We start from the raw sequence: 23,531 nt of genomic DNA on the forward strand, positions 1-23,531 counted from the left end.
GACGGCGCCTGCTCACGCGCGCGTCGTCGTGAGGCGGCGTGCGCTTCACTCACACGTTGACATCGAAACCCAAGTCCACATCACAGGCGGCCTGTCCGCCTCGAATACCCCAATTTGTGGTCTCGATGTCGCGAACGATGACGGTGATGTGATCAGCCGGAATGCCGAGCACGCCCAGTCGTCGTGAAACCTCTCGGTAGAGAGCACGTTTGGCGTCGACGCTCCGGCCGGCAAAGCAGTCGACGACGACAAGGGTGTACGCCTCCGGCGAGGACAGCGTCGGAGGTACCGCGAAGCGATGAGGCTCGTGCACAACAAGTCTCACGTGTTTGTCTTCGACGGGGATCGCGAACGCTGCGACCAAGGATTCGTGAACCGCGTCCAGAATCGCCGCTTCGGTCTCGGGGGCGTACGTCCGACGAACTTCGACCTGGGTGCTTGGCATCAAGAAACGATACCTTCTGCCCACCACGGATGGGCTCGGCGAACATGCCGCAACGATGTGAGTGCGACGATGTAGCAATGACCGCATCACTCGTCGCCAAGGACATCGCCGGCGGCTACGCCCATCGTGTGCTGTTCGATCACCTCGATCTGACAGTCGCGCCGGGCGACGTCGTCGGAGTCGTCGGCGCCAACGGTGCGGGCAAGTCGACGCTGCTGGCGGTCCTGTCGGGCAGCCTCGCTCCGCTCGAAGGCACTGTCAGCCGTGCGCCGGCAGACGCTTTCGTCGGATGGCTGCCGCAGGAGCACGAGCGCGTGCCCGGTGAGACTGTCGCACAGTACGTCGCTCGACGAACAGGATGCGCCGCGGCCAGCGAGGCCATGGAGCTAGCAGCGGCTGCACTGGCCGACGATACGCCGGCGTCTGGCGCAGAGGATCCGGCCGATGTGTATTCGGCTGCACTCGACCACTGGCTGGCAACCGGCGCCGCCGATCTCGACGAGCGACTGCCGGCCGTACTCGCCGACGTCGGCCTTCGAACCGGCGACACTCCTCCCGAAGACGCACTCATGACCGGACTGTCGGGAGGCCAGGCCGCTCGCGTGGGCTTGGCCGCACTGCTGTGTTCACGTTTCGACGTCGTGCTCCTCGACGAACCCACGAACGACCTCGATCTCGATGGCCTCGCGCGACTCGAAGAAGTCGTCAGCGGCATGCGCGGTGGCGTTGTGCTGGTGAGCCACGACCGAGAGTTCATGGCGCGCTGCGTGACTCGCGTGATCGAACTCGACCTCGCCCAGCACACCAACACCGTCTACAACGGCGGCTACGAGAGCTTTCTGGAGGAGCGAGAGGTCGCGCGGCGCCACCGCCGCGAGGAGTACGAGGAGTTCGCCGAGAAGAAGGCCGACCTCGTGGCTCGGGCGCGCACTCAACGAGAGTGGTCGAGTCAGGGCGTGCGCAACGCCATGCGCAAGGCTCCCGACAACGACAAGATTCGACGCCGCGCAGCCAGCGAGTCCAGCGAGAAGCAGGCGCAGAAGGTGCGGCAGATGGAGAGTCGCATCGCTCGGCTCGACGAAGTCGCCGAGCCCCGCAAAGAGTGGGTGCTGGAATTCACCATCGGATCGGCGCCGCGATCAAGCTCGGTCGTCGCCACCGCCGCCAACGCCGTTGTACGACAGGGAGACTTCACCCTCGGTCCGGTGTCGCTCCAGGTCAACGCCGGCGAGCGCATCGGCATCACCGGACCGAACGGAGCCGGCAAGTCGACGCTCCTGCACCTACTCACCGGGTCCGTGACGCCCGACGAGGGCACGGCAAGTCTCGGCGCGAGTGTGGCGATCGGCCAAATCGACCAGGCGCGTGGACAATTCACCGGTTCACAACCGCTGGCCGACCGGTTCGAGCAACTCGTCCCCGACTACTCGACCGAACAAGTGCGAACACTGCTGGCCAAGTTCGGCCTCCGCGCCGACCACGTCGACCGCGCCGTCGGCGACCTGTCACCCGGCGAGCGCACCCGCGCGGCATTGGCACTGCTTCAGGCGCGCGGAGTCAACGTGCTCGTGCTCGACGAACCGACCAACCATCTCGACTTGCCCGCGATCGAACAGCTCGAAGCGGCACTCGAGTCGTTCGACGGCGCGCTGCTACTGGTCACCCACGACCGTCGGATGCTCGAGAAGGTGCGCATCGATACCCGATGGCACGTCGACGGCGGGCACGTGACGGTCGAGTGATCCGGGCGGCGACCGCGATAGGTTGCGCGCCGGTTTGGCGGCAGGCTTCCCGACAATCTACCCAAATGGGAACAATGCGACGTCCGGTGGTGCTGAATGGTGGACATCACGGTGAAGGGTGGACGCAAAATGCACGCATCGCTCGAGGCACGGTTACAGCGCGGTAGTGATCGCACGGAAGAGGTGCGCCGATGACGAGCAGCGAACCCGACTGGCCCCCCATCGTCGACCGCGCTACCTGGGACGACGCCAGGAGTGTTCTGCTGCAGCAGGAGAAGGCGCTCACCCGCATGAAGGACGCCGTCAGCGCGGCACGACGCCGCATGCCGATGGTCGAAGTGCGCTCGGACTATGCCTTCGAAGGCCCGAATGGCCGCGTGACACTGCTTGACCTGTTCGACGAACGGCCTCAACTCATCGTGCAGCACTTCATGTTTGGTCCTGACTGGGAGGAAGGCTGTGACGGCTGTTCGATGATGGCCGACCATATTGGTCCGCTCTCCCACCTCCACGCTCGACGGACGTCGTTCGTCCTGACCTCCCGTGCACCACTGGATCGGCTGAGTGCCTTCAGGGATCGCATGGGCTGGCAGCTGCCGTGGTACTCGACCGTCGGCGACGCATTCAACACCGACTTCGGCGCGACCGTCGACGGCGAGGAGCGCCAGGCGATCAGCGTCTTCGTTCGCCGGGGCGACCGTGTATTTCACACGTGGTCGACGTTCGGTCGAGGGGAAGAGACATTCATGCTCGTGTTCGACCTTCTCGACCTCACGCCGTTCGGTCGCCAAGAGGACTGGGAGAACTCGCCACCCGGCGTCCCGCAAGAACCGACGTACTCGTGGATGCGCCTGAGCGACCGGTACGAGAACGACTAGCGCACCTGCCGAGGGCGGGACCTCCCAAGCGCACCGCTCCCTTGCGGTGTCGTTGCGGTTGCCCACACGCGCGGAATCCGCGCTTCTGGGCAACCGGAACTCGACTGGCCATTAGTCCCGGCGGTGGCTCAGGTCAGGACGCGATACCGAAGGCGAACTACACCGTTTCTGAAACGGTGCTCATCGAGCAGTTCGAGCTCGGCTCGAACGCCACGCGACAGAGCTGGCTTACCGCCGCCGACAACAATGGGGAGAACGAAGAGTTCGCACTCGTCGACCAGCCCTGCGTTGAACGCCGCCGAGGCTACCTGTGCGCCGCCGACGGTGAGATTGCTCGTGGCCGCCGCCTTCATTTCGCGTATCGATGCGGCATCGAACTGGCGCTCGATTCTCGTGTCTAGGGTTGCCACGTCGGTCAAGGTGGACGAGTACACAACTTTGCTCGCCGCCTTCCATACTTTTACGAACTCGGCCATGAGGTCCGATTGTTCTGCAAAGGCGGGGTCGGTCTCCCAAACAGACATCGCTTCGTAGAGGCGCCGGCCGTAGAGGAAGGTGCCCGCGGAGCGAAGAAGGTCGGTGTGCGCCGCAAAAACTTCATCGTCGATGGGGAACCAATCGAACTTGCCACTTTCGTCTTCCACGTACCCGTCAAGCGACATGTTGTTGGCGTAGATCAGCTTGGCCACTTCACTGTTCTCCTATCTCGGATGATGGGGTCTGGCCGCGAGTAGCTCGGCGTCCAATTTGGTCAATGCCTCGCTCCAGCCTTGCCGAGCATTGCCCCGTTGCTCTGGAGGGAGCCATTGGCGGATCGTGAGCCGAGTCCGTCCACCGTTCTCGTCGGAAAACTCGTACCGAATCCTGGTCTGGAATGGCTCAATCCCTCCCGGAAGCTGACCACCGACATACATCAGACCGTCGATGAGTTCGCCCTCCACCACGTCGGTCAAATCGACGCGCACCCGGACGCGGATGTGTGGATCGGCGGCGGATACCTCCGTCCATTGCTGATAACCGCCTGATCGGATATCGAACTCGATCTCACTTGCGGGCAAAGTGTTGCCGACCGGGCCCCACCAGGCCGCGAAATGCATCGGATCCGTGAAAACCCGAAAGGCAAGATCCCGAGGCGCCGCGAGCACATGGGTGATGTCGATCTGCGGATTTTCGGTATGCATCAGAGTTCCTCCTCACCAGAGGTGTCAGTGACCTCTTGGTACGAGAGGCGCGTGGGAGTCGCCTCCTGAATGGCTGCAAGATGGGCATCGAGCCGGGTAAGAGACGAGTCCCAGAACTCTTTGTATCGAGCGATCCAATCGGCAGCTTCGCGAAGCGGCTCGGCTTCTAGGTGGCTAGCTCGCAACTTCCCCGAACGTGTACGCGATATGAGTGCGGCTTGTTCAAGCACCTTCAGGTGTCGGGAAACAGCCGGCATAGACATGGGCAGCGGTGCAGTCAGTTCAGTGACTGTGGCGTCGCGCTTCGCCAACTCAGCGAGAATCGCACGCCGAGTCGGGTCTGCCAGCGCCGAGAACACGACGCTGAGTTGATCCGTCCCAGCCATATCCACCTCTGTTCATTTAACGACTTTGTTAAGTATCCAATATTGGAGCGAGTTCGTCCAGCGCAGGTCGAAAGACTGACCTCAAATGCAGGCTGGGTACGCGCACTGACCGGGCCGTCAGCTCTTGCGGCAGCGGAGTAGGACGATGCGCACCGACGAGTGCGGGGCTCGACCGGACCGGGGACCAGAGGGGTCCACGTCTGAATACAAAAAACCCAGGCGAGAAACTCTCTCACCTGGGTTTTACGTCGGGCTGACAGGATTTGAACCTGCGACCACTTGACCCCCAGTCAAGTGCGCTACCAAACTGCGCCACAGCCCGTTGCCCTCTCGCGAGGGCCTCGACAACATTAGCCGACGGCGGCCGTTCGAGGCTAATCGCCTGGTCACGGCCGCGCCGACGGTTCTGCTAGGAGACCGTGGAGCGCTTCCGGTACCAGATCCAGCCACCGGTCACGATGAGTGCGCCGACCAACGATCCGATGATTCCACTCGGACGCAACGACAGTCCGTCACCCGAGAGCAAGCTGATCAACAGTCCGCCGACGAACGAGCCGACCAGGCCCGCGACAATGGCCAAGGTCCAGTCGATGTTCCACATGTTCTTGCCACCGATGATCAGCTGCGCGAGGGCGCCGATAACCATCCCGAATACGATGATCGCCAAGATAAGCACGCATGGGAGTATGTCACGACTTCGGGCGGGACTCGCTGTCCGGGGCGGTCAACGCTTGCGGCGGTCTCGCTTGTCGCGCACGCGCACGTTGATCCGGACGGGCGAGCCGTCGAAGTTGAATTCCTCGCGGAGTCGACGCTCCAGGAAGCGGCGGTAGCCCGCCTCCAGGAATCCGGTCGTGAACAGCACGAACGTCGGTGGTCGTACCGATGCCTGGGTCGCGAACATCACGCGCGGCTGCCGCCCTCCGCGAAGAGGAGGCGGGTTCGACGCGATGACGTCTTTGAGCCAGTTGTTGAGCTGGCCGGTGGAGATGCGCTTGTCCCACGACTCCAGCGCACCTTCGAGGGCAGGCACCAACTTCTGGACCGCGCGTCCGGTCATCGCCGAGATGTTCACACGCCGTGCCCACGGCACGCGCGCGAGCTCGCGGTCGATCTCCTTGTCGAGCTGGTAGCGACGATCCTCGTCGACCAGATCCCACTTGTTGAACGCGATCACCAAGGCACGGCCGGTCTCGATGATCAGCGACAGCACGCGTAGGTCCTGCTCGGTGATCGGCTCCGACGCGTCGATCAGCAGGATCGCGACCTCAGCGGCCTCAAGCGCCGACCTCGTGCGCAGCGACGCGTAGTACTCGTGCCCGCTGGCGGTGTGCACCTTGCGGCGCAAGCCCGCGGTGTCGACGAACAGCCAGGGCCGTCCGTCGAGTTCGACGAGTTCGTCGACGGGGTCGACGGTGGTGCCCGCGACGTTGTCGACGACCGAACGGTCGGAACCCGCGAGCTTGTTGAGCAGCGAGCTCTTCCCGACGTTGGGCTTACCGACGAGCGCCACGCGACGGGGGCCGCCGAACGCAGGCGCCGCATCCCGCGGGGTCTCGGGCATCTTCTCCAGGATCACGTCGAGGAGATCTCCCGCTCCCCTGCCGTGCGCAGCAGAAACCGTATGCGGCTCACCGAGTCCCAGCGACCACAGCGACGCAGCCTCGGCCTCGAGCTTCTCGCTGTCGACCTTGTTGGCGACGAGAATGACCGGGGTTTTCGACCGTCGAAGCACGCGGGCAACGGCCTCGTCGGTCGCTGTGGCGCCGACCGTGGCGTCGACGACGACCACGATGACGTCTGCGGTCTCCATCGCCGATTCGGCCTGTTTCGCGACGGCCTGCTGCAGGCCCTTGGCGTCGGGTTCCCATCCCCCCGTATCGACGACGGTAAAGCGGTGCCCCGACCACGACGCCGAGTACGACACGCGGTCGCGGGTGACGCCGGGGATGTCTTCGACGACGGCCTCACGGCGGCCGAGGATGCGGTTGACCAACGTCGACTTGCCCACGTTGGGACGGCCGACGATCGCGACGACGGGGAGTCGTTCGGGTTCGCCGCCCTCCTCGCCGAGGTCGAAGTCGCTCAGCTCCCAGTCTGTTTCGTCCGACCAGATACCGTCGCCTGGTTGGGCTGTTACGTCGGTAGTGATGAAGTCATCGTGCTCGGTCACACGGCACCTCCGGTTCGTGTCTGGACCAGTCCGGCGAGTTCGTCGAGAACCTGCTCGAGTGACAGGTCGCTGGTGTCGACGATGACCGCGTCGTCTGCGGGTCGCAGTGGCGATACGGTGCGCGTCGAGTCGAGATGATCACGGCGGTTCACACTCTCGAGAACCTGTTCGAAATCGCTGTCACGACCGGCGGAAAGGTTCTGCCGATGTCGTCGTAGTGCTCGCGCTTCGGGCGTCGCGGTGAGATAGATCTTGACCTGCGCGTCGGGAAAGACGACGGTCCCGATGTCTCGGCCCTCGACGACGACGAAATCGTTGACGGCGTGAATCCGTTGCAGCGCAACCATCTTCGACCGCACAGCGGGCACCGCTGAGACCGCTGAGACCGCGTTGGTCACCTCATCGGTGCGAATGGGCGCCGACACGTCCTCACCGTCGAGGAACACCCGTGATCCACCCGATCCGTCTGCACGCAGTTCGATACGCGCGTCGTCGACGACCGCGGCGATCGAGTCGGGAGCATCCGGCGAGACACCTGCCCGCTGTACAGCCAACGTCGCAGCACGGTACATGGCCCCGGTGTCGAGGTAGTGCGCACCGACCCGCTGCGCGAGAAGCTTTGAGACAGTGGACTTTCCGGTCCCCGCGGGTCCGTCGATCGCGATCACACGCGAGGACGTGACGGACTCGCTCACATCCCCACCGCCTTGTACAGCGCACCGACCTCGTCGCGTCCGAGCACTCGCAGGGTTCCCGGACGCTGCTCGCCGAGTGCCACGTTGCCGATGTGGGTACGCACCAGCGACGTCACCGGGAACCCGACGGATTCCATGAGTCGACGCACGATCCGATTACGGCCCTCGTGCAGAGTGATCCGCACCAGCGACTGTCCCTCGTTGACGTCCATCACCGTGAATCCGTCGACGGACACCGGACCGTCGTCGAGTTCGACGCCGTCGCGCAGCGTGCGCGAGAGCCCACGAGGGACCTCGCCCTTGACCGTCGCGAGGTAGGTCTTCGGCACCTCGTACGAGGGGTGCATCAGCCGATGCGCGAGTTCGCCGTCGTTGGTCAGCAGCAACAAGCCCTCGGTCTCGGCGTCGAGCCGGCCGACGTGGAAGAGGCGCTGACCCGCCATGACGCGTTCGGCCACGATGTCGCCGACGCAGGGGCGGCCCTGGTCGTCGGCCATCGTCGACTGCCAGCCCTTGGGCTTGTTCAGCGCGAGGTACTGCTTGGTCTCGTCGATGATGACGCGGGCACCGTCGACGCGGATGACCGCGGTGTCCGGGTCGATGCGCAGCCCCTGCTCGGTCACGACCTCGCCGTCGACCTCGACGCGACCGGCGGCGATCATCTCCTCCGCGCCGCGTCGCGATGCAACGCCTGCCTGTGCGAGGACCTTCTGAAGTCGGACGCCGTCGTCGACGTAGGTTGCGTGGCCACTCTCGTCGGAGCCGCCCTGGTGGCGTGCTGGTCGCGCGTTGTTCAGCCTGATGCGCCCTGCCTCGACGTCGGGCGTTGAGCGGCCTTTGCGATGCCGCTTCTTGGTGCTGGGCTGCTGGCCCTTATACCCATGCCCCTTGCCGCCCGCGGGGATGCTGCGACCGCTCGCGGACTTGCCCGACGCGCCGCGCCCGGCTGCCCCACCTGCGGAGCGCTGCCCGCGGGGGTTGTCATTGGAGCTGTTCTTTCGGTTGGTGCGACCCGCATTGTTCTTCCTGCGGTCGCCCGGTGTGCCGTCACGGCTAGCGGATGCCATATGTCATTCCTGGTCGTCGATTGTGGTTCCCGACGAGGTGTCGGGTGTGTCGTCTCCCTTTGAGTCTGACCGCCCACTACTCAGTTTGGCGAATCGCGGGTCAGACAGGAGCTCTTCGTCGAGGTCGTCAATGAGGTCGACGTCGGGCAGCAGCGGCGCCAGATCGGGTAGTTCACTCAGCGACGCGAGCCCGAGACGCTCGAGGAACAACTCGGTTGTCCCGTAGGTCGTGGCACCCGACGCGGTATCGGACCCGACCTCGTTGATGAGTCCGCGGGCGACGAGCGTGCGGACGACGCCGTCGACGTTCACCCCTCGGATCGCGCTGACTCGCGCCCTGCTCACGGGCTGTCGATACGCGATGACTCCGAGCGTCTCCAAGGCGGCTCGGGTCAGTTTCGAGCGCGCCCCGTCGAGGAGGAGACGCTCGACGTAGGGCGCGTACTCGGCTCGCGTGTAGAACCGCCAACCATCACCGGCGAATCGGAGGTCGATGCCGCTGCGCGCTTCGGTCAGCTCAGCCGCCATCTGGGTGAGCGCCGAATGCACGCGCGCGCGGTTGTCGCCGACCGCCGAGGCGAGTTCGTCGGCGGTCACCGGGGTGTCGACGACGAGCAGCACGGCTTCGAGCGCCGCACGCAGGCGCGCGTCGTCGAGAACTGGTTCGGGCTCTTCGTCGACGACCACGTCGCCGACGTCGAGTGCCGTCTGCTCGGGTGCAACGCTCTCGGACGAGTCGGCGTCGGGGCCGCCTGAATTCTCGTCGATGTCGGTCATTCGTAGTCCTCTGCTTTCTCCATGCGTAGTTCGTCGCGGTCGCGCTCGCCTGTCCACGACACCTGGAGTTCTTCGAGTGCCTCCGGCTGTTCGAAAGTGACCGCACGCTCACGGAAGAGTTCGAGCAGTCCGAGGAAGCTGCCGACAACCTCGAGTCCGTTCTCACAGTCGGCGACGAGCGCGCGGAAGGTCAGCCACTCGCCCGGCTTGGCAGCCAGCAGCGCGGCCATGCGTCGAGCCTGCCCGGGCACCGACACCTTGTGCATGTCATGAAGGTGATCGAGACCGACCGTCGGGATAGGTCGCGGGGTCAACGCCGCGACGGCAACCTCGGCGAACCCGTTCGCGTCGACGCCGAGTGTCACCTCGGGCAGCAGATCGGTGAACTGCTGCTCCAACGACACCGCACGCGGATACCGCTGCAGTGCCGCGGCTTCGAGTTCGCCGAAGAGCGCGGCCACCTGCTTGTACGCGCGATATTGCAGCAGTCGGGCGAAGAGCAGGTCACGTGCTTCGAGCAGCGCGAGATCCTCCGGGTCGTCGACCTCTCCGGTCGGCAACAACCTTGCCGCTTTGAGATCGAGCAGGGTTGCCGCGACGACCAGGAATTCGGTGGTCTGCTCGAGCCCGAGCTCGGAACCCATCTCCCGCGTGTACGCGATGAACTCGTCGGTCACCGCGTGCAGCGCGACCTGTGTGACGTCGAGACGGTGCTGGCTGATCAGATTCAGCAGCAGATCGAACGGACCCTCGAAGTTGGCGAGCTTGACCCGAAAGCCCTGCTCCTCGGACTCCGTCGCCCCCACCTCTGTGGTGCCCGCCTCCGGTGTTCCTACCTCTGGGGCCTCGACGTCGGCGGTGCCAGCCTCCGAGTTGGCAGTCTCAGCGGCGTCGGCCTCAGCGGTGCCGGTCTCGGTCATGCCTGCTTGACGTTGCGCGCGATGACCTCGCGAGCCAACGCGCGATACGCCTTGGCGCCCGCGGACTTCGGCGCCCACGACGTGATCGGTTCACCTGCGACGCTGGTTTCCGGGAAACGCACGGTACGCGCGATGACGGTGTCGTACACGGCGTCGCCGAAGACCTCGACGACGCGAGCCATCACCTCACGGGAGTGCAGGGTCCTGGCGTCGAACATCGTGACGAGGATGCCGCCAAGGGTGAGGCGGAAGTTGAGCCGGTCGCGCACCTTCTCGATCGTGTCGGTGAGCAGCGCCAGACCGCGCAGACTGAAGTACTCGCATTCCATCGGGATGATCACGGTGTCGGCGCAGGCAAGGGCGTTGACGGTGAGCAATCCGAGCGACGGCTGGCAGTCGATCAGCACGACGTCGTAGCGGTCGAGGACGGGGTGCAACGCCCTGCCGAGGGCCTGTTCGCGTCCGACCTCGCTGACGAGTTGGATCTCGGCGGCAGAGAGATCGATGTTCGACGGCAAGAGGTCGAGGTTCTCTACGCGCGTACGCATCAGCACATCCTCGATGGAGGCGTGCGGTGGGACCAGCAGGTTGTAGACGGTCTCGTCGAGTTTGTGATGCGGCACGCCGAGGCCCGCAGACAACGCACCCTGCGGATCGAGGTCGACCAGCAGTACGCGTCGCCCGTACTCGGCGAGCGCGGCACCCAGGTTGATCGTCGACGTCGTCTTACCCACGCCGCCCTTCTGATTGCACACGGCAATGACGGTCGCGGGTCCGTGTCGGTCGAGCGGCGCAGGCGTCGGAACGTCGCGGTAGGGACGCCCGGTCGGGCCGATCTCGTCGTCGGGATGATCGCCCTCGTCGATGTCGATGCCGGACATCACATGAAGTCGGTACTGATCGTCGGCATGACCTCCCGACCGCGGTGTACTCGGTGTGCTCACGTACCCGCCTTTCTCACTGATCACGTATCGACGCCGCTTGTCAGCCTAATGGTTCACTGCACCGAAGCCGTGGAGCATCGCCGCACGGGCCTTCCACGACGCTCAGCGCGCTCTCGGATGGGCAGTGGCGTAGACCTCACGCATCGTGTTGACCGTGACGAGGGTGTAGACCTGCGTCGTCGTCACAGAGGCGTGCCCGAGCAACTCCTGGACCACTCGCACGTCGGCTCCGCCATCGAGGAGGTGAGTCGCGAATGAGTGCCGCAGGGTGTGCGGTGAGACGGCCGTACCGATTCCTGCGCGCTCCGCGGTGTCGGCGAGCACCTGCCACGCGCCCTGTCGGGTGAGCCTGCCGCCGCGCGCGTTCAGAAACAGCGCGGGCGTCGAGCGTGTCACCAGAGCGGGCCTGCCACGCACCAGATACGCCTCGATAGCGCCCACGGCGGGTCCGCCGACGGGCACGAGTCGCTCCTTTCCGCCCTTGCCGCGAAGTAGGGCGGTGCGCGCATCGGTGTCGAGGTCGTCGACGTCGAGCGACGTCGCCTCGGTGATGCGTGCTCCACAGCTATAGAGCAGTTCGAGGAGCGCGCGGTCACGCAGGGCACGCGGATGGTCGCCCGCCCCCGCTGCTTCCAGGATCGCGACGACGTCGTCGACGGGTAACGCCTTGGGAAGGCGTCGCGCCGGACGCGGTGGCCGCACCCCGTGCGCCACGTCGGCGGGTACGACACCTTCAGCGGCGGCGAACTTGTGAAAACCCCTGGTGGCCACCAGCGTTCGCGCTACCGAGCTGTCGGCGAGGGGTGTTGTCCCGGCCTGCTCGTCGCCGCGTCGCAGATCGACGAGGAACTCGCGTACGTCGTTCTCGGTGACCTCCGCGAGGTCGACGATCCCCCGCCCGGAGAGATAGCGCCGGTAGCGGTCGAGGTCGCGGCCGTAGGACGCAAGCGTGTTGGGCGCCATGCCGCGTTCGACGGTGAGGTGGTCGAGATACCTCGACACCACGTCGTCGACACGCGTCCCGGCGGTCACGTCGATGCCCGACCCGCCTTGCGATCGGCGAAGGCGTGGGGCTTATCACGCCATGGCGAATCCGGCGTTCGCAGCTGCGTGTCGGTGCGATCCGCGGCAGAGAGCGCGAGAATCCCCGACACCGCGGTCGCGTTCACGATGTCACCGGACAGCACCATCGACACAGCGTCGTCGAGCGCGACCCACTCCAACGACATATCGGCCTCTTCGTCCTCGCGTTCGGCCACATGGTGCTCCGACAGTTCTTCGGCCAGGTAGACACGCAACGCTTCGTCGGTGAACCCGGGCGAGAGGTCGAGGTCGACCAGAACCTGCCAGTGTAGCGCCCGCAGATCGGTTTCCTCCGCGAGTTCACGCTGCGCCGCGGCGAGCGGCGGCTCTACCCCGCCCTTGTCGAGCAGCCCCGCGGGAATCTCCAACAACCTGCGACCGACAGGATGCCGATACTGACGCACCATCGCAATCCTGCCGTCCTCATCACGCGCGACGACGGCCACGGCACCGAAATGCTCGACGACTTCGCGTTCGGCGACCCGACCGCCAGGCATCTCGACCTGGTCGAGGCGAAGCGCGAGAATCGCTCCGTCGTAGACCACTTCGCTCGACTTCACCGCGAAGTCGTGTGCGCCGGCTCCGGTGCTCTCGCTCAAGCGTCCTGTTCCTCGACCTCGACGGTGGCGCCGTCCTCGACCGCAGCCGCGGGCGGCGGATCGTAGTCGCCCAGATCCACCGGAAGTCGTTCTGCTGCTTTGTATTTCAGCGAGGCATCAATGAACGAACGGAACAACGGATGGGGGCGCGTCGGCCGGCTCTTGAGTTCGGGGTGCGCCTGGGTGCCCACCAGGAACGGATGAATCGACTTCGGGTACTCGACGAATTCGACGAGGTGACCGTCCGGCGACGTCCCCGAGAACACGAGACCCGACGCGGCGATCTTGTCGCGGTAGGAGTTGTTGACCTCGAAGCGGTGCCGGTGTCGCTCGGACACCTCTGTCGAGCCGTACGACTCCGCCACGATGCTGTCTGGCTTGAGGGTTGCCGGGTAGGCACCGAGCCGCATCGTGCCGCCGAGGTCGGCTTCTCCGGCGACGATCTCGGTTTGATCGGCCATGGTCGAGATGACGGGGAACGGGGTGTCCGGATCGAACTCCGTCGAGCTCGCGTCCTCGAGGCCCACCGAGCGTGCGGCCTCGATCACGATGCACTGCAGGCCGAGGCACAGTCCTAGCAACGGAATGCCTCGACGCCGCGCGTACCGGATCGCTCCGAGCTTGCCCTCGATCCCCCGGATGCCGAAGCCACCGGGAACCAACACGCCGTCGACGTCTCCGAGCGCTGCCTGCGCACCCGCCTCGGTGGCGCATTCGTCGGACGGAACCCACTTGATCTCGGTCTTGGCGCGCCACGCGAAGCCACCTGCGCGGATCGCCTCGGTCACCGACAGATACGCGTCGGGCAGGTCGACGTACTTGCCCACCAACGCGATTCGGACCGTCTCACGCGGCTCGTGCACACGGTTGAGCAGTTCGCCCCACACGGTCCAGTCGACATCGCGGAACGGCAGCCCGAGCTTGCGCACGACATAGGCGTCGAGTTGCTCGGAGTGCAGCACCTTGGGGATGTCGTAGATCGACGGGGCGTCGGGCGTGGAGATGACGCCGTCGATGTCGACGTCGCACATCAGCGCGATCTTCTTCTTGAGCCCCTCGGGCACGTCGCGATCGCACCGCAGGATCAGCGCGTCGGGCTGGATTCCGACGTTGCGCAGCGCGGCGACCGAGTGCTGGGTCGGCTTGGTCTTCAGCTCGCCCGACGGCGCGAGATAGGGCACCAGCGAGACGTGGATGAAGAAGACGTTGTCGCGGCCGACGTCGTGACGGATCTGGCGGGCGGCTTCGATGAACGGGAGCGACTCGATGTCGCCGACGGTTCCACCGATCTCGGTGATGACCACGTCTGGCGGCTCACCGTCGTCGCCGGGCGCACGCATCGCGAGCACTCGCGATTTCAGCTCGTCGGTGATGTGCGGGATGACCTGGACGGTCTCGCCGAGGTACTCGCCGCGTCGCTCCTTGGCGATGACTGTCGAATACACCTGTCCGGTGGTGACATTCGCCGACTGCGAGAGATTGCGGTCGAGGAAGCGCTCGTAATGCCCGACGTCGAGGTCGGTTTCGGCGCCATCCTCGGTGACGAAGACCTCACCGTGCTGGAAGGGATTCATCGTGCCTGGATCGACGTTCAGATACGGATCCAGTTTCTGCATGGTCACGCGCAGACCGCGCGCTGTGAGTAGTTGGCCGAGGCTCGACGCCGTCAGACCTTTTCCGAGCGACGATGCGACGCCGCCCGTAACGAATATGTGCTTCGTGCCTTCATGCACGTGGCGAAGTGGTCGCAAAACCCGTCTCTCCCGTCGGCTGGATCAGGCCGGAAAACCTGTTGACCTACGGGACTCCAGGGTAACACCCATCGGCGGTTCTCCGCTCCGCCACACCGGAAGCGTGCTCGCCAAAGGTGTGATCCGCGTCGTGATCCCGCCGACCGGCCAGGGCGAGCGGCGTCCCCCTCGGAACGCCCCGCCCCCGGACGGCGTCAGGTCGACGGTCGGTCGGTGGCCCCGACCGTGATCGCCTTGGCGCCCGCTCCGGTGCCGTAGGCGCCGGTCCGTCCGCCCTTCTCCTCCTGCAGGACCAGGATCGACGTGATGCGCCCGGTTTGCTGATCGACGTTGTCGACGGTCGAGACGGCGTTGCCCAGACCGGGGTCCGAGCGAACGACGGCGATCGGCGAGCCACCCGCGGTCGAACCCGTCCGACCGAGCAGCGCTCCCCCGTCGCCACGCCCCGAGAGTGCCGCGGCGAAGCGGGCGACGAGTTGTCCCTGGGCACCGGAATCCTCGGGATAGCTGCCGCCGGTCACCACGACGGCGAGGTCGGCAGGTGTGGAGCCCGCCCCGGCGTAGTCGATGAACCCGCCGTCGCGCAACGCTTCGAGTCCGGTCCGCCGGTCGTCAGCCGACGCTGCACCCTTTCCGCCGCGGTCGAGCGTCAGAGCACCGAGTAGATCACCCGCGCGGCCACCGGAGTCGACCAGTTCGGCGCGCAGCGTCGAACCCGGAGGAATCGTCTGGTCGATGATCGTCGAGAGTTGCTCGGATTTCTGATCGGAGACGAATTGTGGCGTCAACGCGATCTGACCCGACACCTTGGCGCCCGCGCCTGCGACCGCGTCCTTGATGGCGGCGACGTCGGCGTCTGCCGCGCCGGGAGCGGTCACCACCAGGACCGACTGGCCACGAAGCGTTCCGTCGATCACCCGTCCGGTGATCGCGGTGTCAAAACTGTTAGCGCTGTTGAGCTGATCGTTGAGTTGATCGCGCTCGTCCTGCAACGCCCCGATGCGATCACGACTGGTGCCGGTCAACGAATTCATTCTGTCGCCGACAAAACCGGAGCCGATGAACAAACCCACCGTGAGTGCCAAAAACACCGCGGCGAGCGAGATCGCATGCTGCCGAACCGAAATCATTGTCTACCTGTTCCAGACCCCACGGGCCCACTCGACGAGCTGATGCCACTGTGCGACAACCCAATCGGTCACTTCGCCACCCGCGCTCGACAACATCACCGCAGCGATCACCGCGATCAGCGCCGCGAGTACAACGAAGGCGACGGCCGCCCCCGACACGCGGCTCCTGTACAGCGTCGCAACAGCTTTCGCGTCGACCAGCTTGGGTCCGACCTTCATTCGGGTGAGGAAGGTCGACGGATTGCTCTCGCGCCGCGAGCGGTCGAAGAAGTCGTCGAGGGTGCCGCCATAGCCGACGGTGACGATGAGGTCGGCACCGTGGTAGTCGGCGAGCAGCAGAGCGAGATCCGACGCCGCGCCGGCAGCGGGGAATGTGGTCGCCCCGATTCCGAGGTCCTGGATTCGCTCGAGACCCGCGGCATGACCGTCGGTGTCTGCCGGAAGCACCAGTTGCGCACCGCATTTCAGCGTCGTGACCTTCATCTCTTCCGGGTCGCCGACGATCAGCGAGGGCTTGTACCCAGCTTTCGTCAACGTGTCTGCGCCGGCCCCGACACCGATGATCACCGGTGAGTACTCCTTGATGAACGGCTTGAGTGCGCGCAGATCGGCCGCGCGGTCGGGTCCGTCCCCCACGATCACGACGTGCTTGCCGACCAACGAGGCGTCGATGTCGGGCACGCCGACACCGTCGATCAGCAGTGGGGACTCGCTCCGGATGAACTCAATCGTGTTGCCGGAGAAGGCTTCGAGGTGATCGACGAGTCCGGTCTTTGCCTCGATCATCATGTCGGCGATCTCGTGCTCGTCGAGCGTGGTGCCACGCGCGAGGCGTCGTTCACCGACGAACACCTTGCCGTCGTCGACCCGGAGTTTCGCGCCGTCCTTGACGCGCTTGAACACTTCGGGTCCGACCTCGTCGACGAGGACGATCCCGGAGCCGACGAGCACCTCGGGTCCGAGGTTGGGGTAGCGCCCGCTGATGGAGCGGGACGCATTGACAACGGCGACGACATTTGCCTCGACCAAAGCGTCGGCGGTGACGCGGTCGAGGTCGACCTCGTCGAGGATGGCTATGTCACCCGGTCCGACTCGGTCGATGAGGCGGCGGGTGTTCTTGTCGATCCTGGCGATACCGGACACGCCAGGCAGTTCTTCGGAGTTACGTGCGAGCAGTGCGGGCATCTTCATGCACCACATGATTGACCGTGCGCCGCGCAGCCTTGGGGAGGCGCGCCGCAACATGGGCAACTTTTGTCACACGAGTACCAACTGTCTCAGCGCTTCTTGCGGGTGCCCTTCGCTTTTGTCGCTGCGGCCGTCGACTCACCTGCCGACGATCCGACGGCGTGAGCCTTCTCGCCATCAGCGGTGGCCAGTAGTTCCTCCGCATGCGCCCGGCCCGTATCTGATTCGCCGAGTCCCGCGAGCATGCGCGCCAATTCGGCGATGCGCGCGTCGCGGTCGAGTGGCCGAAGTGTGCTGGTCTGCGCACGATCGCCGGATTTCGACGTCTTTCCGATCACCAGGTGGTTGTCGGCGAAGGCCGCAACCTGCGGAAGGTGCGTGACGACGATGACCTGGTGGGCCCGTGCGAGACCCGCGAGCCTACGTCCGATCTCCACCGCGGCCCGGCCACCGACACCGGCGTCGACCTCGTCGAAGACCATGACCGATCCCGACGTCGGCTCTGCGAGAACCACTTCGAGCGCCAGCATCAGTCGCGAGAGCTCGCCGCCGGAGGCCGATTTGGCGATCGGCAGGGGGTCGGCTCCGGCATGTGCAACAAGGGCGAACTCGACGCGATCTGCGCCGTCGGCACCTGCGTGCGCGGCGGCTCCGTCGACCGTGATCGCCAGCCGATCGTCGGGGGCCGCGACGTCGGGGATGACGTTCACGGAGAGTGCGGCGTCGCCCATCGCGAGGCCTGCCAGTTCGGCCGACACCTTGCTCGACATGGACGTCGCCGCCTTACGACGCATGGTTCGCAGCGTCGACGCCGCCGACTCGACGTCGGCGCGTGCCGAGGCGGCCGCCACCTCGAGTTCGTCGATCGAGCCCTGCGGGTCGTCGATTTCGGAAAGTCGACGTTCCGCCGTCTCACGCCACGCGATGACGCCGTCGATATCAGGTGCGTACTTGCGGACCAGAGCCTTCAGCTCACCCTGGCGAGCGAGCAACTTCTCGAGTTCGTCTGCGTCGCTGGGCAGCCCGGACAGAAACGACGACAACTCGTCGCCGATATCGGTGACGACTGTCAGCGTCTCCGACACGCGAGCAGCGAGCGTTCGCAATTGCGCATCGGCAGCGGACTCCAGGAGCGAACGAACCTGCCCGAGACCGTCGACGAGCGAACCGTTATCGCCGGCGACGACGTCATGCGATCCCGCAGCCGCCGACCGGATCGACTCGAGATCGGAGAGTCGTCGGATGGTGTCGGCAAGCGCGTCGTCTTCTCCTGGCTGCGGGTCGACCGCGGCGATCTCGTCGATGCCGAAGCGCAGTCGGTCGGCCTCCTGCGCGAGTTCACGATGGTTGGCGCGCCGCGCATCGAGTTCGTCGAGTATTGCGACCCAGCTCTCGCGCGCCGAGCGATACCGCTTCAGCGCCGCAGCAGCCTTGTCACCGGCGAAACTGTCGAGGGCGTCGCGCTGATGGTCGGGACGGAGCAGACGAAGCTGATCGTTCTGGCCGTGAATCGTCAACAGCGCGCCCGTGAATCTGCCCATCACGCCGACCGGCACCGACCGCCCGCCGAGGTGTGCACGCGAACGACCATCCGAGCCGACGGTGCGCACCACGATGACCGAGCCGTCGTCGTCGAGTTCTGCACCAGAAGATTCGACGATGTCGGCGACAGCGGCACGCGTGGCATCGTCGGCGGACTCAGCGAGTCGGAACCGCCCCTCGACGGTCGCTTTCTGGCTCCCCGATCGCACTCTTCCGGCGTCGGCGCGCGCACCCGACAGCAGCCGCAGGCTGGTGACGATCATCGTCTTGCCCGCGCCGGTCTCGCCCGTCAATACGGTGAACCCGGGGCTGAATTGCGCGGAGGCCTGATCGATGACGCCGAGGCCGGAGATCGACAGCTCTTCGAGCACTACTTCCCCTCACCCTGCCGACCGCGCCATCCCGTCACCGGCAGGTCGAATTTCGTGACGAGTCGATCGGCAAACGGATCGGAATCGATGCGTACCCACAGCACCGATCGGTCGCTGCGGACCACCTCGACGCGGCCGCCTGCCGGGACGAAGATCTCGCGTCGCCCGTCGCACAGGGCGATCGCCGACCGTCCGTGCTTGTCGATTTCCACCGCGATCCGCGATCGAGGGCTGGTCACCATCGGCCGGGCGAACAGCGCGTGCGCATTGCTCGGAACGATCAGGATCGCTTCGAGGTCGGGCCACATCACCGGTCCGCCGGCCGAAAAGGCGTAGGCAGTCGATCCGGTCGGTGTCGACACGAGCACGCCGTCGGCTCCGAACGCGGATACCGGCCGACCGTCGACTTCGGTCACCAACTCGAGCACGCCGTTGTTGGTTCGGTTGAGGATGGCGACCTCATTGAGTGCCCAGCTACGGCGCACCTCGTCCGGTTTGGTCGGATGGCTGATCGAGATGTCGAGGGTCATCCGCGGTTCGACACGGTAGTCACGCGAAATGAGCTGCGCCATCACGTCGTCGATGCGGTTGGCCTCGGCTTCGGCGAGAAACCCGATGTGTCCGAGGTTGATTCCGAGCACCGGAACGCCCGCCGGATAGGCGAGTTCTGCTGCGCGCAGGAACGTTCCGTCGCCTCCGAGCACGATGACGACCTCGCACCCGACGGCCGATTCCGGGTCGCCCGTCGCAACGGTGACATCTGCGCCGAGCTCGCGCAGTCCGTCGATGTCGAGCGGATGGCTCGGTGGCCGCGTGGGCCCATGGTCGCGGTTGGCGGGATCGTCGTGACCTTCCCTGTCGTCTCGTCCGCGAAGGTCGACGTCGTCTTGCGTCGCGGGGTTGTCGGCAGTGAGGTCGTGGTCGATGATGCGTAGCCCGACGCCCGCCGCAGCGCAGTGGCGCGCGATCGATTCGACCGTACGGGTCACCACAGCACGTCCGGTGTGCGCCACCACCATGAACTCGCGCTGACCGGACACGGCGACCACTGATTCGTCGATCACCTTGTTCCTTTCACCATTCCCGATCTGCGGGCACGCTCAGCGAGGTCCCTCGTCGACGGCACGGTGGATCATCCCCCGCAACTGCGCATCATCCGCAGTGTCGGCGACTTCGTCTGCGCCGCCACCAGTCTCCCCGACAGTATCGTCCGCCGGAACGTCGGGCTGCGCGTGGTGGTCAGCGGGTTGGTATGTGAGCCACAAGAAGTATTCGACGTTGCCCGACGGCCCTGGCAACGGACTCGCCACGACGTCCCTGGTGACCAGACCGAGCTTCGCTGCGTCGCGCGCGACGTGGTAGACCGCCTCGGCGCGCAACTCGGGGTCGCGCACAACGCCACCGGAGCCAACCCGGTCCTTACCCACCTCGAACTGCGGTTTGACCATCGGCAACAGGTCGGCGCCCGGTCGGGCACTGGCAGCGAACGCCGGTAAGACCAGCGACAGCGAGATGAACGAGAGATCGGCGACGACGATGTCGACAGGTCCCCCGATGTCGTCGGCGTTCAGATGACGAACGTTGGTACGGTCGTGCACGTCGACACGGTCGTCGGACTGGAGCCGCCAGACGAGCTGCCCGTAGCCGACATCGACCGCAACAACCTCGGCGGCCCCGCGTCGAAGCAGAACGTCGGTGAATCCTCCGGTCGACGCGCCCGCGTCGAGGCAACGCTTGTCGGCGATGGTCAAACCCTGCGGCTCGAATCGTTCGAGTGCACCGAGCAGCTTGTGCGCACCGCGCGACGCCCAGTCGTCGCGGGGGCCGTCGTCGGAAACGAGGATGGGGGTGTCGCGCGTCACATTGGTCGCGGGCTTCGCGGCAAGGACCCCATTGACGGTGACCCGCCCCGCCTCAATCAGCTCACGAGCCTGCTCTCTTGAGCGGGCCAACTTGCGGCGGACGAGCTCGGCGTCGAGCCGTGCACGCGTAGCCACTCAGTGAACCCTGAACAGTGTGATCACCCGCGACAGACCGGCCGTCATCGAGGATCGACCTCTGCCAACGCCGCGGTGAGTACGTCATGAGCCTTCTCCAGCAGCTCACTCTGCCGCGCGAGCGCCGCGAGATCGAAGGTGTCGCCTGCCTGCTCGCGAATACGATCGACCTCGCCGAGCAGCGACTCAACCGTCTCCGCAACCGGAATCTGCGGCTCAGCCGCAAGGTCGGCAGGCGAGGGCGATTGCGGCCCGGGCCGCAGGTGCGCTCCGGGGACGGGGTGTTGCGGTTGCTGGTAGTTCATGACACGACCACGCTAGCGCAGGTCTCCGACACCGAGCTTGTCGATCTGCGACCGAACGTCCGGGTCGCCGCTGGTGATCGCCACATCCGACGGATCGACCGGCCCGGCTTCGACGTCCCGGCCATCGAGGAGTGCCCACGCGGCGTGCGCGAGTGCAGGCAGAAGTGCCTCGTGCGCGGGCTCTTCCCCATTTGCAGTCACCGTGATGGTCGCGCCGGACACCTCGACGTCCCAGTCCGGCTGTTCTCCGATCCGGACGGTTTCCTCATCATCGAGAAGACCAGTGAGGTCGTCGATCACGTGCGACGGCCGCTGCTCGGGTGGTGCAAGCAGCAGATCCTTCGGAGTGCTCACACCGGTCAGGACGAGCGCGCTGTCGAGGCCGACCGAATGCGCTCCCTGGATATCGGTATCGAGTCGATCGCCGACGACCAGCGAATTGGTGACTCCGCTGCGCTTCATCGCATCCGCCATCAGCGGCGCAGCGGGTTTGCCGGCGACGAGAGGTTCGGCGCCGGTCGCGTTGGCGACAGCGGCGACCAGTGACCCGTTTCCGACGAGCAGTCCACGCTCGGACGGCAGGGTCGCGTCCGTGTTGGTGGCAATCCACAGCGCACCCGCGCGGATCGCGAGAGCGGCCTCCGACAGCGTCGACCAGTTCGTATCCGGCGAGAATCCCTGGATCACGGCGGCGGGACGGTCGTCTGCGCTCCTGGCGACACCGACTCCGACCTCCCGCACCTCCTGCGCCAGTCCGTCGGTACCGAGCACGAGCGCACGCGAACCTGGCTCGACGTGCTCAGAGAGCAGACGAGCCGCGCTCTGAGCACTCGTCACGACCTGATCCTCGGTCGCCGAGAAACCCATCGAATTGAGATGTGCTGCAACCTCACTCGGACGTCGGCTCGCGTTGTTGGTGACGAAGATCTGGGGAAGGTCGAGAGCGTCGAGGGTCTCGCGCGCTCCGTGAGTCGGCTCCTTGCCCGCGAACACGGTGCCGTCGAGGTCGAGGAGCAGCGCCTCGTAGTGATCAACCAACGACCCTTCCGGCGGAGCCTGCGGCTCGGGCGAAGGCGCGCTGGACGCTGCCGGCGTCGAAGGCTGAGGAGCCGGTGCCGAGGGTTGAGGAGCCGGTGCCGACGGAGTCGTGGCCGTCGATGCAGTGCTCGATGAAGCCGATTTCTCGTCGGATGATTCTGTACTCGACGTGGGTGGGACTTCTGCAGGCGCGGTCGTCGTCTCCGACTCGACGACGTCATCTCCCGAGGCGTCTACCGAGCTATCTACCGAGTCCTTATCTCCCGAGTCATCTATCGACGCGGCACCGACACCATTACCGGAAGGGCCTTCGGTCTCATCAATGGCACCGACGACATCGACGTCTTCCACTGCCGAGGCGATGTCGTCAGATGTGGTGTCGGGACTCATGTCCTCCGACAGCTCCATCAGGCGGAACTCCGCGTCGGTGGCGTCGTCGACGTCGGCCGCTGCGGCGTTCATGTACCAGGTCACCGCATCATCACGACGGTCAGCAGCCAATAACGCGGACGCATAGGCGTAGAACAATCGTGCTGCCATCGTGCCGGTCCGGCCTGGTGCGAGATCCTCCGCCTGAAGCGTCACGAGCGCTTTCGCGGGTTCGCCAGCATCGATGCGTGCGCCGGCCTCGACGATGCGCATTTCCGTCGCCTCGTCGCCGGTCAGTGAGCGCCCCTCCTCGCTACGAGCGATTTCGATAGCTCGTTCTGGGCGTCCGAGTCCACGCTCGGCGTCGGCGATCAGTGGCAGCAGCGATGTGCCGCCGTTGATTCTGCGCGCGGCCCGCAACTCGGTCAGAGCTTCTTGCCATTCGCCGGCGTTGTAGGCCGCGATTCCCGCGGTCTCGCGGACCAGTCCGACCCTCGAGGCGCGTTCCCGCGCTGCACGTGCGTGAGCCAGCGCCAACTCGGGATCTGAATCGAGCAGCTGAGCGACCATCACCAGATGCCTCGCCACCCGATCGGCGTTCGCCTTGTCGAGCGTCAGCAGATCACGGCGTACTTCCTGGTCGAGGTCCGACGCCACGACGTCGTCGGGCAACGGCGGACCCGCAGGCCGGCCCTCGGGCCCTCGTCGATCCGAACCGCGTCGATCCGACGGTCGTCCACGGCCGTCTGGGCCACGTCCGCGATTGTCCGACCCACGCCCTCGGCCTCGTTTGTCCTGTCCCCGATCGCGATCGTTCATGACTCTCAATCTATGCCCTGCGGGGTCTTGGTGCGGAATCCACCGCGACCCGGAGCTCCCGCGTGCGCGAAATGTAAATGCCTGTGAATGCAGTAATGCCCCGCACCACGGGGGTGCGGGGCATTACTGGA

23 protein-coding genes and 1 tRNA gene are annotated in these 23,531 nt (G+C 65.6%); 2 read left to right on the forward strand and 22 right to left on the reverse strand.

Going from position 1 to position 23,531, the window contains the following annotated elements:
• Positions 1-49: 49 nt before the first annotated feature.
• Positions 50-445 carry a tautomerase family protein gene (locus ACRVY7_RS14015; protein ID WP_049700718.1) on the reverse strand — a complete coding sequence of 132 codons (396 nt, stop codon included), beginning with the start codon at positions 443-445 and terminating at the stop codon, positions 50-52.
• A 77-nt stretch (positions 446-522) separates the two neighbouring features.
• Here ACRVY7_RS14015 and ACRVY7_RS14020 point away from each other — a divergent pair, with 77 nt between their 5' ends.
• Together ACRVY7_RS14020 and ACRVY7_RS14025 are read left to right on the forward strand one after the other, a co-directional pair.
• Entirely contained in the window at positions 523-2,187 is a 1,665-nt protein-coding gene (locus ACRVY7_RS14020) for an ABC-F family ATP-binding cassette domain-containing protein (protein WP_431817477.1), read from the forward strand.
• 191 nt (positions 2,188-2,378) lie between these two features.
• On the forward strand, positions 2,379-3,065 hold the full coding sequence (locus ACRVY7_RS14025; protein ID WP_431817478.1) for a DUF899 domain-containing protein: 687 nt from the start codon (positions 2,379-2,381) through the stop codon (positions 3,063-3,065).
• Between the two features lie 128 nt (positions 3,066-3,193).
• Here ACRVY7_RS14025 and ACRVY7_RS14030 read toward each other — a convergent pair whose 3' ends face one another.
• The 21 genes from ACRVY7_RS14030 to ACRVY7_RS14130 form a co-directional block, all read right to left on the reverse strand.
• Positions 3,194-3,754, reverse strand: coding sequence for a dihydrofolate reductase family protein (locus ACRVY7_RS14030; RefSeq protein WP_431817479.1), 561 nt, complete (start codon positions 3,752-3,754; stop codon positions 3,194-3,196).
• A gap of 12 nt (positions 3,755-3,766) precedes the next feature.
• On the reverse strand, positions 3,767-4,246 hold the full coding sequence (locus tag ACRVY7_RS14035) for an SRPBCC family protein (RefSeq protein ID WP_431817480.1): 480 nt from the start codon (positions 4,244-4,246) through the stop codon (positions 3,767-3,769).
• A complete protein-coding gene (locus ACRVY7_RS14040; protein WP_431817481.1) occupies positions 4,246-4,632 on the reverse strand; it encodes an ArsR/SmtB family transcription factor in 387 nt (128 codons plus the stop codon). Before ACRVY7_RS14040 ends, ACRVY7_RS14035 begins: the two co-directional genes overlap by 1 nt.
• A 248-nt stretch (positions 4,633-4,880) precedes the next feature.
• Positions 4,881-4,954, reverse strand: a tRNA-Pro gene (locus ACRVY7_RS14045).
• Between the two features lie 87 nt (positions 4,955-5,041).
• Positions 5,042-5,308 carry a GlsB/YeaQ/YmgE family stress response membrane protein gene (locus tag ACRVY7_RS14050; protein ID WP_049700735.1) on the reverse strand — a complete coding sequence of 89 codons (267 nt, stop codon included), beginning with the start codon at positions 5,306-5,308 and terminating at the stop codon, positions 5,042-5,044.
• A 48-nt stretch (positions 5,309-5,356) separates the two neighbouring features.
• Positions 5,357-6,805, reverse strand: a complete 1,449-nt coding sequence (der, locus tag ACRVY7_RS14055; RefSeq protein WP_431817482.1) for a ribosome biogenesis GTPase Der — start codon at positions 6,803-6,805, stop codon at positions 5,357-5,359.
• On the reverse strand, positions 6,802-7,500 hold the full coding sequence (gene cmk, locus ACRVY7_RS14060; RefSeq protein ID WP_431817483.1) for a (d)CMP kinase: 699 nt from the start codon (positions 7,498-7,500) through the stop codon (positions 6,802-6,804). Before cmk ends, der begins: the two co-directional genes overlap by 4 nt.
• Positions 7,497-8,567 (reverse strand): pseudouridine synthase, encoded by a 1,071-nt coding sequence (locus ACRVY7_RS14065; RefSeq protein WP_431817484.1) that lies wholly within the window; start codon positions 8,565-8,567, stop codon positions 7,497-7,499. Before ACRVY7_RS14065 ends, cmk begins: the two co-directional genes overlap by 4 nt.
• 3 nt (positions 8,568-8,570) lie before the next feature.
• Entirely contained in the window at positions 8,571-9,344 is a 774-nt protein-coding gene (scpB, locus tag ACRVY7_RS14070; RefSeq protein WP_431817485.1) for an SMC-Scp complex subunit ScpB, read from the reverse strand.
• Positions 9,341-10,264: a segregation and condensation protein A gene (locus ACRVY7_RS14075; protein WP_431817486.1), complete on the reverse strand. Its 924-nt coding sequence runs from the start codon at positions 10,262-10,264 to the stop codon at positions 9,341-9,343. Before ACRVY7_RS14075 ends, scpB begins: the two co-directional genes overlap by 4 nt.
• Positions 10,261-11,208, reverse strand: coding sequence for a ParA family protein (locus ACRVY7_RS14080; protein WP_049700768.1), 948 nt, complete (start codon positions 11,206-11,208; stop codon positions 10,261-10,263). Before ACRVY7_RS14080 ends, ACRVY7_RS14075 begins: the two co-directional genes overlap by 4 nt.
• Positions 11,209-11,310: 102 nt before the next feature.
• Complete coding sequence (gene xerD / locus ACRVY7_RS14085) at positions 11,311-12,240, reverse strand: site-specific tyrosine recombinase XerD (protein ID WP_049700740.1); 930 nt, start codon at positions 12,238-12,240, stop codon at positions 11,311-11,313.
• Positions 12,237-12,890 (reverse strand): NUDIX domain-containing protein, encoded by a 654-nt coding sequence (locus ACRVY7_RS14090; protein WP_431817487.1) that lies wholly within the window; start codon positions 12,888-12,890, stop codon positions 12,237-12,239. The genes xerD and ACRVY7_RS14090 overlap by 4 nt, the downstream gene beginning before the upstream one ends.
• Positions 12,887-14,641, reverse strand: coding sequence for a CTP synthase (gene pyrG, locus ACRVY7_RS14095; protein ID WP_431817488.1), 1,755 nt, complete (start codon positions 14,639-14,641; stop codon positions 12,887-12,889). The genes ACRVY7_RS14090 and pyrG overlap by 4 nt, the downstream gene beginning before the upstream one ends.
• A 194-nt stretch (positions 14,642-14,835) precedes the next feature.
• Positions 14,836-15,771 (reverse strand): copper transporter, encoded by a 936-nt coding sequence (locus ACRVY7_RS14100; protein ID WP_431817489.1) that lies wholly within the window; start codon positions 15,769-15,771, stop codon positions 14,836-14,838.
• 3 nt (positions 15,772-15,774) lie between these two features.
• Entirely contained in the window at positions 15,775-16,956 is a 1,182-nt protein-coding gene (gene steA / locus ACRVY7_RS14105) for a putative cytokinetic ring protein SteA (RefSeq protein ID WP_431817529.1), read from the reverse strand.
• A 92-nt stretch (positions 16,957-17,048) separates the two neighbouring features.
• On the reverse strand, positions 17,049-18,872 hold the full coding sequence (recN, locus tag ACRVY7_RS14110) for a DNA repair protein RecN (RefSeq protein WP_431817490.1): 1,824 nt from the start codon (positions 18,870-18,872) through the stop codon (positions 17,049-17,051).
• The gene (locus ACRVY7_RS14115; RefSeq protein ID WP_431817491.1) at positions 18,872-19,936 is read right to left on the reverse strand and encodes an NAD kinase; all 1,065 of its coding nucleotides are present in this window, start codon (positions 19,934-19,936) and stop codon (positions 18,872-18,874) included. Before ACRVY7_RS14115 ends, recN begins: the two co-directional genes overlap by 1 nt.
• 36 nt (positions 19,937-19,972) lie before the next feature.
• Positions 19,973-20,869, reverse strand: coding sequence for a TlyA family RNA methyltransferase (locus ACRVY7_RS14120; protein ID WP_431817492.1), 897 nt, complete (start codon positions 20,867-20,869; stop codon positions 19,973-19,975).
• A gap of 44 nt (positions 20,870-20,913) precedes the next feature.
• Positions 20,914-21,174 (reverse strand): hypothetical protein, encoded by a 261-nt coding sequence (locus ACRVY7_RS14125; protein WP_431817493.1) that lies wholly within the window; start codon positions 21,172-21,174, stop codon positions 20,914-20,916.
• A gap of 12 nt (positions 21,175-21,186) precedes the next feature.
• A complete protein-coding gene (locus tag ACRVY7_RS14130; protein WP_431817494.1) occupies positions 21,187-23,400 on the reverse strand; it encodes an HAD-IIA family hydrolase in 2,214 nt (737 codons plus the stop codon).
• Positions 23,401-23,531 lie beyond the last annotated feature (131 nt).

The sequence above is a fragment of the Gordonia jacobaea genome (assembly GCF_965344965.1).
GTDB classification, from domain to species: domain Bacteria; phylum Actinomycetota; class Actinomycetes; order Mycobacteriales; family Mycobacteriaceae; genus Gordonia; species Gordonia jacobaea.